Source organism: Anaeromyxobacter paludicola, from assembly GCF_023169965.1.
In the GTDB taxonomy this organism is placed as follows: domain Bacteria; phylum Myxococcota; class Myxococcia; order Myxococcales; family Anaeromyxobacteraceae; genus Anaeromyxobacter_B; species Anaeromyxobacter_B paludicola.
In genome coordinates, this window is record NZ_AP025592.1 from 3,679,053 (window position 1) to 3,691,056 (window position 12,004).

General features: G+C 75.1%; 5 protein-coding genes. 3 read left to right on the forward strand and 2 right to left on the reverse strand.

Features of this window, described 5'->3' with window-relative positions; all coding sequences use genetic code 11:
- Positions 1–235: 235 nt before the first annotated feature.
- Together AMPC_RS16530 and AMPC_RS16535 are read left to right on the forward strand one after the other, a co-directional pair.
- A complete protein-coding gene (locus AMPC_RS16530) occupies positions 236–3,358 on the forward strand; it encodes a methyl-accepting chemotaxis protein (protein WP_248342517.1) in 3,123 nt (1,040 codons plus the stop codon).
- A gap of 330 nt (positions 3,359–3,688) precedes the next feature.
- The gene (locus AMPC_RS16535) at positions 3,689–6,793 is read left to right on the forward strand and encodes a methyl-accepting chemotaxis protein (protein ID WP_248342518.1); all 3,105 of its coding nucleotides are present in this window, start codon (positions 3,689–3,691) and stop codon (positions 6,791–6,793) included.
- A gap of 194 nt (positions 6,794–6,987) precedes the next feature.
- Here AMPC_RS16535 and AMPC_RS16540 read toward each other — a convergent pair whose 3' ends face one another.
- On the reverse strand, positions 6,988–8,037 hold the full coding sequence (locus AMPC_RS16540) for a polyprenyl synthetase family protein (protein WP_248342519.1): 1,050 nt from the start codon (positions 8,035–8,037) through the stop codon (positions 6,988–6,990).
- A 249-nt stretch (positions 8,038–8,286) separates the two neighbouring features.
- On the opposite strand from AMPC_RS16540, the gene AMPC_RS16545 reads away from it, so the two are divergent.
- Entirely contained in the window at positions 8,287–10,407 is a 2,121-nt protein-coding gene (locus tag AMPC_RS16545) for an FG-GAP repeat domain-containing protein (RefSeq protein WP_248342520.1), read from the forward strand.
- Here AMPC_RS16545 and AMPC_RS16550 read toward each other — a convergent pair.
- Complete coding sequence (locus tag AMPC_RS16550) at positions 10,383–11,960, reverse strand: sensor histidine kinase (RefSeq protein ID WP_248342521.1); 1,578 nt, start codon at positions 11,958–11,960, stop codon at positions 10,383–10,385. The genes AMPC_RS16545 and AMPC_RS16550 overlap by 25 nt on opposite strands.
- Positions 11,961–12,004: the final 44 nt, after the last annotated feature.

Sequence of the window (12,004 nt, forward strand, 5' to 3'; positions counted from 1 at the left end):
TGCGCGATCCGGGGTTGACTCGCCGCGCACGCAGGTCCGCTCGACCCGGGGCCTGGATGCCCCCTACCCAGGGTACGCATCGCCCGGAGCCCACCTCCCCGATTCCTCAGTCAGCGCGGACCCGAGGCCGCCGGCGGTAGCGCGGCGGCCCTCTGGCACGGGGGGTGCTATTTCCCCGACCGGACCGTCTTCTTGACTGCGTTGGGCGCGTGCGGGCGCGACCCGAGGGAGAGGCATGTTCGCGAACCGGCTGTCGAGGCTGAACCTGGGGAAGAAGGTGGTGGCGGGCTTCTGCATCGCCATCGGCATCAGCGGGATCGTCGGGGCCGTCGGGTACGGCAGCGCCGCCGGCGTGCGCGACCGGCTCGAGTCGGTCGGCGGGCTGCAGCTCCCGAGCGTGAGCGCCATCGGCCAGATCCAGACGGCCGAGCAGGAGGCCGTGCGCGGCCTCAACGCCCTCCAGATCGAGCGGCTCGGGGCGGGCAAGTATCACGAGTCCGCCTTCGGGCTCGTGGGGCACTCGCTGAAGTCCATCGAGGAGGCGCAGGTCGCCTACGAGAAGCTCTCGCACTCCCCGGAGGCCCTCCAGAAGTGGGCCGTGCTGAAGGAGAAGGTCGCCGCCTGGCGCCCGCTCGTGCTCGCCACCGTGGACGCGGTGAAGGAGCGCGACCGGCTGGTCGCGTCGGGGCTCCCGGCGGGAGACGCGAGCCTGGGCGCCGCCGATCGCAGGCTCTACGACGCCTGGCTCTCCATGCGCGAGGCGCTCGACCCGCTCGACGCGGCGCTGGAGGATCTCTCGACGCTCATCCGGGCTCACGCCGAGGAGGCGCGGGAGCAAGGGCACGCGACCGCGGCCCGCTCCGCCGCCGTGATGCTGGCGGCGATCCTGCTCGGCTCGGCGCTCATGCTCGGCCTCGGGCTCTGGATCGCCCGCTCCATCGGCCGCGCCCTCACCGCCCTCACCGCCGAGGCGGCGAAGCTGCGCGACGCGGTGGCCGACGGGCGGCTCTCGGTGCGCGGGGACCTCGCCGCCGTCGAGCCCGAGTTCCAGCCCATCGTGGCCGGCATCAACGCGACCCTCGACGCCTACGCGAAGCCCATCGCGCTCACCGCCGGCTGCCTGGAGCGGATCGCGAAGGGGGACATCCCGGCGCGCATCACCGAGTCGTACCGGGGCGACTTCGACGCCATCCGGAACGACCTCAACACCTGCATCGACGCCGTGAACGCGCTCGTGGCCGACGCCGACGCGCTCGCCGAGGCGGCGGTCCAGGGGCGCCTCGCCACGCGCGCCGACGCCTCCCGCCACCAGGGCGACTTCGCCCGGATCGTGGAGGGCGTGAACCGGACCATCGCCACGCTGGTGGGCCACCTCGAGGCGATGCCCGCCCCGGCGCTGATCATCGATCGCGAGTTCACCATCCGGTACATGAACGCCACCGGCGCCAAGGTGATCGGCCGCCCGGCGGACCAGCTCGTGGGCACCAAGTGCTACGACGGGTTCAAGACCGCCGACTGCCACACCGACCGCTGCGCCTGCGCCCGCGCCATGCAGACCGGCCAGACGGCCACCAGCGAGACCGAGGCGCACCCGAACGGCGCCACGCTGCAGATCGGCTACTCGGGCGTGCCGGTGAAGGACCGCGCCGGCGCGGTGGTCGGCGCCTTCGAGGTCGTGGCCGACCAGACCGAGACGAAGCGCGGCATGGCGGTCGCGCGGAAGGTGGCCGACTACCAGGCGGCCGAGGCGGCCCGGCTCACCACCGCGCTCGAGCGGCTGGCGCACGGCGACCTCGCGCTCGAGCTGCAGGTGGCCGCGGGCGACGCCGACACCGCCGCCGCGCGGCAGGTCTTCGCCGGCATCACCGCCTCGCTGCGCCAGAGCGCGTCGGCGGTGGGCGCGCTCGTCGCCGACGTGAAGGGGCTCTCCCGCGCGACGGTGGAGGGCCAGCTCGGCGCCCGGGCCGACGTCTCCCGGCACGAGGGCGAGTTCAAGGCGGTGGTGCAGGGGGTGAACGAGACGCTCGAGGCGATCGTGACGCCGTTCCGGATCATCGCCGAGGACTGCGAGCGGATCTCGCACGGCGACATCCCGCCGCTCCGCACCAACGCGGTGAAGGGCGACATCGTGGCGATGCAGCAGAGCCTCAACCGCTGCATCACCGCGGTGAACGCGCTCGTGGCCGACGCGAAGGCGCTGTCGCGGGCGGCCGTGGAGGGCCGGCTCGCCGAGCGGGCCGAGGTGACGAAGCACGAGGGGGCCTTCCGCGAGGCCCTCCAGGGCGTGAACGCCACGCTCGACGCGGTGCTGGCGCCCATCGGCGAGGCCACGGCGGTGCTGGAGCGGCTCGCCGAGCGCGACCTCACCGCCCGGATGAAGGGCGACTACCAGGGCGACCACGCCCGCGTGCAGACGGCCCTCAACGCCACCGCCCAGGCGCTCGACGAGGCGCTCTCGCAGGTGTCGCAGTCGGTGGGCCAGGTGTCCTCCGCGGCGAGCCAGATCGCGTCGTCCTCGCAGGCGGTCGCGAGCGGCGCCTCGGAGCAGGCGGCCTCGCTCGAGGAGACCACCGCCAGCCTCGACTCGGTGGCGGCGATGGCGCGCAGCAGCGCCGAGCACGCCGGCCAGGCGAGCGCGCTCGCGACGAGCGCGAGGGGTCAGGCCACCGAGGGCGCGGCGGCGATGTCGCAGATGCAGGTGGCGATGGATCAGATCCGGGCCTCGGCCGAGGGCACGAGCGCCATCATCCGCGACATCAACGAGATCGCCTTCCAGACCAACCTGCTCGCCCTCAACGCGGCGGTGGAGGCGGCGCGGGCCGGCGAGGCGGGGCGCGGCTTCGCGGTGGTGGCCGAGGAGGTGCGGTCGCTCGCGCTCCGGAGCAAGGAGGCGGCGCAGAAGACCGAGGCGCTCATCCAGCAGTCGGTGAAGCAGGCGGCGCAGGGCGCCGAGACCTCGCGCCACGTCTCGGCGAAGCTGGGCGAGATCGTGGGCGGCATCGGGAAGGTGACCGACATCGTGGCCGAGATCGCCGCCGCGGCGAAGGAGCAGTCGGCCGGCATCGAGCAGCTCCACAAGGCGGTCTCGGAGATGGACAAGGTGACGCAGCAGAACGCCGCCAGCTCCGAGGAGTCGTCCTCGGCGGCGAGCGAGCTCTCCGGGCAGTCGGAGGAGCTCGCCGCCATGGTCGGCGCCTTCAGGCTCGGGGCGGCCGGCGGCAAGCCGCGCGCTGCCGCGGGCCCCGCGCCGGCGCTCCGCCCCGTCCCCGCCGCCGCGCGCGCGCCGGAGCGGATCGCGCTGAAGCCGGAGGAGGTCTTCCCGCTCGAGGAGGGCGGGGCCTTCACCGCGGACTTCTAGCGGGAGGCTGGCGGCGGCCGGGAGCCCCTGGCCGCTCCTCCCCGGCCCCTCCCCGCCCGACGGGGAGGGGCGGCGCGGGGTCACCTCGGCGGCGCCAGGTCGGCCGCCCTGCAGGCAGCCCGACCCGGACACTCGCGGCTTTCGTGACCCGGGGCCGTGGTGACCCGGGGCTCCGCCCCGACCGCGCGGCCGGTGCGGGCCGGTTTCGACCCTGATCCCGAGCGCTCAGCGAGACGCCTCTCCGCCCGCCTGACTGGCACGGGCGCTGCTCTCGACCCACCCCGAACCGGTGCGCCCTGGCCGGCCGCATTTCTCACCGGGGAGGGACTCATGTTCGGGAAGCTCAAGCTGGGCGGCAAGGTGGTGGCCGGGTTCGGCGTCGCGATCGCGATCAGCCTGATCGTCGGCGGGGTGAGCTACTGGAGCGCCGGGCGCATCTCCGCCCAGCTCGAGAACGTCGCCGCCGCCAAGCTCCCCTCGGTGGGCGCGCTCGGGGTGTTCGACGGGTCGATCCACGAGGTGATCCGCGGGCTGAACGTCCTGCAGATGCGGCAGCTCGGCCACGGCGAGCTCCACCGGGCGGGCTACGGCTTCGTGGAGGACGGGCTCCAGGACATCGCCGACGCCCAGAAGACCTTCGAGGAGGTGCAGCACACCGAGGCGGGCCTGAAGATGTGGGCCGGGATCCAGGAGCGCTACCGCGCCTGGGCGCCGCTGGTGGACCGCACCGTGGAGGCCGCGCGCGAGCGCGACAAGCTGATCGCCGCCGGCCACGGTCCCTCCGATCCCGTGGTGGTCGAGGCGGACCGCCGGGAGCTCGAGGCCTGGAGCGCCCAGCGGGCGGCCGCGGCCCCGCTGCAGCTGGAGCTGGGCAGGCTCGTCGCGAAGACCCGGACCGACGCGGAGAAGGTGCGCGAGGAGGGGCGCCGCGCGGCCGCCACCGGGAGCCTGCTCATGGCCGTGGCGATCGCGGCGGGCGCCGCGCTGATGCTGGGGCTCGGCCTCTGGATCGCCCGCTCGATCCGGCGCACCCTCGCCGCGCTGTCGGCGGAGTCGGGCAAGCTGCGCGACGCGGTGACGGACGGCCGGCTCTCGGTGCGCGCCGAGCCCTCGGCGGTGGAGCCGGAGTTCCGGCCCATCGTCGAGGGGGCCAACGCCATCATGGACGCCTACGCGCGCCCCCTCGCGCTCGCGTCGGGCACCCTGGACCGGATCGCCCACGGCGACATCCCCGACCGGATCGCCGAGGCGTCCCGGGGCGACTTCAACGCCATCACCGAGAACCTCAACACCTGCATCGACGCGGTGAACGCGCTGGTCCGGGACGCCGACGCGCTGGCCGAGGCGGCGGTGCAGGGGCGGCTGTCCGCCCGCGCCGACCCGAAGCGGCACCGGGGCGACTTCGCCCGCGTGGTGGAGGGCATGAACCGGACCCTGGCGACGCTGGTGGGCCACATCGACGCCATGCCGGCCCCGGCCATGATCGTGGACCGCGAGCTCACCATCCAGTTCATGAACGCCACCGGCGCCAAGGTGATCGGCCGCCCGGCGGACCAGCTCGTGGGCACGAAGTGCTACGACGGGTTCAGGACCAGCGACTGCCACACCGAGCGCTGCGCCTGCGCCCGGGCCATGTCGACCGGTCAGACGGCCTCGAGCGAGACCGAGGCCCGGCCCAACGGCCAGGTGCTCCAGATCGGCTACAGCGGCGTGCCGGTCCGCGACGGCGCGGGCGCGGTGATCGGCGCCTTCGAGGTGGTCGCGGACCAGACCGCGGTGAAGCGCTCCATGGCCGTGGCCCAGAAGGTGGCCGGGTACCAGGCCGCCGAGGCGGCGCGGCTCACCACGGCGCTGGAGCGGCTGGCGCAGGGCAACCTGGACCTCGCGCTGGAGGTGACGCCCGGCGACGCCGACACGGCGCACGCGCAGGAGGTGTTCGCCGGCATCGCGGCCTCGTTGAAGCAGAGCGCCGCGGCGGTGGGGGCGCTGGTCAACGACGTGAAGGCGCTCGCCCGGGCCGCGCAGGAGGGCCAACTCGGCGTGCGGGCCGAGGCCGGCCGCCACCAGGGCGAGTTCCGCGCCGTGGCGCAGGGCGTGAACGACACCCTCGACGGCATCGTGACGCCCTTCCGGACCATCGCCGAGTACTGCGAGCGGATCTCGCGCGGCGACATCCCGCCGCTCCGGACCGGGAAGGTGAAGGGCGACATCGTCGCGATGCAGCAGAGCCTCAACCGCTGCATCACCGCCGTGAGCGGGCTCGTCGCCGACACGAAGGCGCTCTCGCAGGCGGCGGTCGAGGGGCGGCTCGCGGAGCGGGCCGACGCCTCCCGTCACGAGGGAGCCTTCCGCGAGGCCCTCCAGGGCGTGAACGCCACGCTCGACGCGGTGCTGGCGCCCATCGGCGAGGCCACGGCGGTGCTGGAGCGGCTCGCCGAGCGCGACCTCACCGCCCGGATGAAGGGCGACTACCGCGGCGATCACGCCCGGGTCCAGACGGCGCTCGACGCCACCGCCCAGGCGCTGGAGGAGGCGCTCTCGCAGGTGTCGCAGTCGGTCGCGCAGGTGTCGAGCGCGGCGAGCCAGATCGCGTCGTCCTCGCAGGCGGTGGCGAGCGGCGCCTCGGAGCAGGCGGCCTCGCTCGAGGAGACCACCGCCAGCCTCGACTCGGTGGCGGGCATGGCCCGCTCGAGCGCCGATCACGCCGGGCAGGCCAGCGCCCTCGCCGCGGCCGCCAAGGGGGCGGCGGTGGAGGGCGCGGCGGCGATGTCGCAGATGCAGTCCGCCATGGACAAGATCCGGGCCTCCGCCGAGGGCACCGGGGCCATCATCCGCGACATCAACGAGATCGCCTTCCAGACCAACCTGCTCGCCCTCAACGCGGCGGTGGAGGCGGCGCGGGCCGGCGAGGCGGGGCGCGGCTTCGCGGTGGTGGCCGAGGAGGTGCGGTCGCTCGCCATGCGCAGCAAGGAGGCGGCCCAGAAGACCGAGGAGCTGATCCGGCAGAGCGTGGCCCAGGCCACGGAGGGCGCCCAGACCTCCCGCCAGGTCTCGGGCAAGTTCGGGGAGATCGTGGGCTCGATCGGGAAGGTGACCGACATCGTGGCCGAGATCGCCGCCGCGGCGAAGGAGCAGTCGGCCGGGATCGAGCAGCTCCACAAGGCGGTCTCCGAGATGGACAAGGTGACGCAGCAGAACGCCGCCAGCTCCGAGGAGTCGTCCTCCGCGGCGAGCGAGCTCTCGGGGCAGTCGGAGGAGCTCGCCGCGATGGTCGGGGCGTTCCGGCTCGAGGCGGCCCGCGTCAGGAGCCGCCCGGCCGCGGGCGCCGCCGACCGCGCCCTCCCCGCCGCCGCGCGCGCGCCGGAGCGGATCGCGCTGAAGCCGGAGGAGGTCTTCCCGCTTGAGGAGGACGGGACGTTCACGGCGGACTTCTAGCGGGGTGGACCTTCTCGGCTGAGACGAGAGGGGGAGGGGCCCCACCGTAGGTGGGGAGGGGCAGCGCCCCTCCCCGCCGGACAGCGTGCAAGCGACGAGCGGAGCGAGGCGCGCAGCGCGCTCGGCTCCGGCGCAGCAGGGGAGGGCCCCCGGCGAGCTTTGCTCGACGGGGAGGGGGCGCAGCCCCCTCCCGATCAGAACGCCCGCTCGGTGAGCTGCTGCGCCGCCTCGGCGATGGCGCGGCGGTGGACGCCGTCGGGCACGCGCTCGAGGGCGGCCATGGCGCGGCCGGTGTGCTCGCGGGCGATGGCGCGGGCGGCCTCCACGCCGCCGGAGCGCTTCACGGCCTCGATGACGTCGCCGGCGACGTCGTGGGCCTCGGCCTTGCCCTCGACCAGCGCCGAGAGGCGCTGCCGCAGGAGCGGCTCGGCCTCGCAGGCGCGGATGAGGGGCAGGGTGGCCTTGCCCTCGAGCAGGTCCGTGCCGAGCCGCTTGCCGAGCAGCTCGGGCGCGGCGGCGTAGTCGAGCGCGTCGTCCACGAGCTGGAAGGCGATGCCGATCCCCTCGCCGAAGACGCCGAGGGCGCGCGGCACCTCGCCGCGGATCCCGGCCGCCCAGGCGCCGGCGGCGGCGCTCCAGCCGAAGAGCGAGGCGGTCTTGCCCTCGACCACGTCGAAGTAGTCGCGCTCGGTGGCCTCGAAGCTCCCGCGGAGCGAGAGCTGCAGCACCTCGCCCTCGACGAGCCGGCGCATGGTGGCGAGCAGCGCCGGGAGCGCGGCCGGCCGGGCGTGCTGCTCGGCCACCAGCTCGAGCGCGCGGGTGAGGAGCCAGTCGCCGGTGAGCACCGAGACCGCGTTGCCCCAGATGACGCGCGAGGTCGGCTGGCCCCGGCGCATCGGGCCGTCGTCGATCACGTCGTCGTGCAGGAGCGTCGCCGAGTGGGTGAGCTCCGCGGCCACCGCGAACGGCACCGCGGTCGCGAGCTCCCCGCCGCAGGCGCCGCAGGCGAGCAGGGTGACGGTGGGCCGGATGCGCTTGCCGCCGGCGAGCACCAGGTGGCGGGCGGCGGCCTTGAGCGTCTCCTCGGCGTCGGCGGTGGCGCGCGAGAGCTGCTGCTCGAGGGCCATCAGCTCCTCGCCGAGGCGCGGCACCTCCTGCAGGGCCGCCTGCGCGCGCTCGGGGCGCGCCCCGCGCTCGGCGCTGGCGTCCAGCTGGGACAGGATGGCCTGCTCGGAGCTGCGCATGAAGCGACCCCTCCCGGGGAAAGTTCAAGAAAAGTTGAACGAGCCATATAGCGCGGCCCGGTGTCGCGGGTCAACGACGCGCCGTGCCGTTCGGGGCCCCTCCCGGCGCCCGGCACGGCGCGGGACGGAAGCGCGCTTCCTCCGCTGTGTCGCGCGGTTCCCACCGGCGGCGCCGCGGGCGCGGCGCGGAGGCGTGGCGCGAGGCGTGCACGGGCAGGGCGCGCGGCTGGACGGCCGCGGAGGGTGCGAATGCGCCACGTCTGGGCGGGGGTGCTCCTGGGCTCGCTCCTCGCGGGCTGCGGGGGAGGCGGGAAGGTCACGCAGAGCGGCGGCTGCCCGCCGGGGCAGCTGCAGGACGCGAGCGGGCGCTGCCTCGCGAGCTGCGACCCGGCGCAGACCTGCGGCGCCACCTGCTGCCCGTCGGGCCAGACCTGCCAGGCGGGCAACGTCTGCGGCGCGCCCGGCGGCTCCGGCCAGGCCTGCGGCGCCGGGGGGACCTGCGCCGACGGCACCTTCTGCCTCGCCGGGACCTGCGTCGCCGCCGATCCGAAGTGCAGCTTCAAGCCGCCCCCCGGCCCGTTCCAGCCGCGCGTCGCCTGGCAGTGGACCGGCTCCAAGGACCAGCCGGCCTACGCGCAGGTGCTGATGACGCCGGTGGTGATCCCGCTGCACCGGCAGGCCGACGCCTTCACCGCCCCGGCGGTGGTCTTCAACGCCATCCTCGACGGGCTCGGCGCCGGCGACGCGGTGCCGGGCGTGATGCGCGCCGTGGACGGCCGGGACGGGACCGACCTCTGGTCGAGCGACCCCGCCCACCCGGTCAACGGGATGGCCGCCATCGCCGCCGGCGACCTCTTCGGCGACGGGAACACCGAGTTCGTCACCGCGCGCATGCCGGCCCAGATCCCCGGCACGCCCTCCTACGATCCGAAGACCGAGGGGCTCGTCGCCTTCGACGACACCGGCCGGTTCCTCTGGGAGCTGGCGGGCATCCCGGTGGAGTGGGGCGCGCCGGCGGTGGCGCGCTTCGGGCCGGGCGAGGCGCGGGTGGTGATCGGCGCGACGGTGGTGGACGCGCACGGCAAGCTCGTCTGCCAGGGCCAGTCCGGCAGCGGCAACAACCTCGGCTACGGCCCGCTCTCGGTGGTGGCCGACATCGACGGCGACGGCGTCCCGGACATCGTGGCGGGCAACGCGGTCTACGACCTCGCCTGCCAGCCCAAGCCCGGCTGGCCCAACGGCCAGCCCGACGGCGCGGTGGCGGTGGCCGACTTCACCGGCGAGGGCAAGCCGCAGATCGCGGTGGTCTCGGGGATCCCCAACGCCGCGCCCAACCCGCCCACGCTCTCGGTCCGGCTCCAGGACCGGACCGGCAAGGTGATCTGGGGGCCGGTGACGGTGGCCAACGGCGGCGCCGGGGGCGCGCCCACCGTGGCCGACTTCGACGGCGACGGCAAGCCGGAGATCGGCGTCGCCGCCCGCGCCGCCTACCGGGTGTTCAAGCCCTTCGCCGCGAACCCCATCCTCTGGGAGAAGCCGACCCAGGACACGAGCGACGTCACCGGCAGCTCGGTCTTCGACTTCACCCACGACGGGAAGGCCGAGGTGGTCTACGGGGACGAGTGCTACACGCGCGTCTACGACGGGACCACCGGCTCCATCGAGTTCGAGTCGCCCAACCCGAGCTGCACGGTCTACGAGAACCCGGTGATCGCCGACGTGGACCGCGACGGCCGGGCCGAGATCGTGGTGGCCACCAACAGCGTCTGCAACATCACCTGCCCGTGGGGCGCGCACCAGGGCTCGGGGCGGCACGGCGTCACCGTCTTCAAGGATCTCCGCGACCACTGGGTCTCGACGCGGGCGGTCTGGAACCAGCACAGCTACCACGTCACCAACGTGAACGAGGACGGCAGCCTGCCCTGGCCGGAGCAGGACAACTGGACCACCCCCGGCCTCGACGACTACCGGATGAACGTGATCGGCAACCCCGACTACTCGGCGCCCGACCTCGCCGCCGACCCGCTCGCCGACGTCTCGCTCGACCGCTCCGCCTGCCCCGCCTCCCTCACGGTCGCGGTGCGCGTCTGGAACCGGGGCGCGGTGCTCGTGACCGCCGGCGTGCCCATCGCGGTCTACCAGGGCGCCGCCGGGGGGGCGCTGCTCGCCACCGCCAGGACCGCCGGCGCCATCAAGCCGGGGGCGTTCGAGAGCGTCTCGATCCCGCTCGCCGGCCCGGCCTCGGCGCCGGCCACGGTGACGGTGGTGCTGAACGACGACGGCACGGGGCAGGGCGTGGTGGGCGAGTGCCGGCGCGACAACAACGCCGTCGCCGTCCCGGGCGCCTACTGCCCGGCCGGGGGGAAGTGAGGCGCCCGCGCCGCGAGCAGGCTTCGCAGGCGCGCGAGGTCGAGCGGCTTCTCGAGCCGCTCGTTCGGGAGCAGCGCCAGGGCCTCGCGCTCGGCCCCGGCGAACGCGCCGCCGCTCACGAACACCAGGTCGCGCGCGGCGGCCGGGTCGAGCTGCGCCAGCGCCGCGTGGAACTGCGTCCCGGTCATCTGCGGCATCATCACGTCGCAGAGCACGAGGTCGAACCGCTCTCCCGCCGCGAACCGCTGCAGCGCCTGCCGCCCGGCGGTCTCGCAGACCACCTCGGCGAAGCCGTGCAGCGCCCGGCGCACCGCGCGGCCGATGCCCTCCTCGTCGTCGAGCAGCAGCACGCGCGGGAGGCGGGCCGGGGCGGCGCCCGGCGGCGCGTCGCGCGGCGCGGCGGGGCGGGCCAGGGGCAGGCGGGCCTGGAAGACGTTCCGGCCGCGCCCGCTATCGGCCGTGAGCTCTCCGCCCATCCCGCAGACCAGGGTGCGGCAGATCGAGAGCCCGAGCCCCGCCCCGGCGCCGTCGGCGCGGGTGACGGTGAACGGCTCGAAGACGCGCGGGAGCGCCCGCTCCGGGACGGCCGGGCCGGTGTCGGTCACCTCGAGCACCGCCTGGTCGCCCTCCGCGCGCGCGGCGACCTGGATGAGGTGCCGCTCACGCTCCCCGGGGCGGATGGCGAGGGCGGCGTTGAGCAGGAGGTGGAGCGCCACCTGCCCGAGCCGCGCCGGGTCCCCGCGCACCACCGGCGCCTCGTCCAGGTCGAGCTCGAGCCGGGCGCGGTGGCGGATCTCGTTCCCGGCCAGCGCGAGCGCCCCCTCGACCACCCCGTGCAGCTCCACCGCCGCGAGCCGCTCGTCGGCCGGCTGCGAGAGCTGGCGCAGCTCGCGCACCACGCGGTGGACGCGCCGGGCCCCCTCGAGCGCGTCGGCCACCGCCTCCGCGAGCGCGCGCACCTGCTCGAACCCCGGCGGGCCGCCGGTGGCGAGCGCCGCGAGCTCGCGCTCGACGTAGGAGAGGTTCGAGAGGACGTACGAGAGCGGGTTGTTGAGCTCGTGCGCCAGCCCCCCGGCGAGCGCGCCCAGGGTGGCGAGCCGGTCCGAGGCGGCGAGCTCGCGCAGCATCCGCTCCCGCTCCTCGCGCGCCCGCTGCCGCTCGCTCACGTCGAGCGCGAGGACGAGCTCGCACCGGCGGTCGCCCAGCTCGAGCCCGTGGTTCAGGATCTCCACCGGGAACACCGTCCCGTCCTTCCGCCGGTGGCGCCAGACGCCGGCGGAGGTGGAGCCGCACGGCTGGGCCTGGTGCAGCCACGTCTCGAGCGGCCCGACGTCCTCGCGCGGGCGGATGTCCCGCAGGGTCATGGAGAGGAACTCGGCCCGGCTGTAGCCGTAGCGCGCGACGGCCGCGTCGTTCACCGCCACGAAGGCGAGCGTCGCCCGCTCGAAGACCCACATCGGGTTCGGGTTGTTCTCGAACAGCAGCGTGGCGGGCGCGCCGGCGAGCGGATCGCCGTCGAGCGTCGTCGAGCTCTCCCCCGGGTCGTTGCGCAATCGATCCCCCGATCTCGAACGCAGCGTCCCTGCCTTTCTAGCAG

Coding starts and splice junctions, on each gene's coding strand:
- AMPC_RS16530 (WP_248342517.1), top strand. CDS start 236: ATGTTCGCGAACCGGCTGTCGAGGCTGAACCTGGGGAAGAAGGTGGTG.
- AMPC_RS16535 (WP_248342518.1), top strand. CDS start 3,689: ATGTTCGGGAAGCTCAAGCTGGGCGGCAAGGTGGTGGCCGGGTTCGGC.
- AMPC_RS16540 (WP_248342519.1), bottom strand. CDS start 8,037: ATGCGCAGCTCCGAGCAGGCCATCCTGTCCCAGCTGGACGCCAGCGCC.
- AMPC_RS16545 (WP_248342520.1), top strand. CDS start 8,287: ATGCGCCACGTCTGGGCGGGGGTGCTCCTGGGCTCGCTCCTCGCGGGC.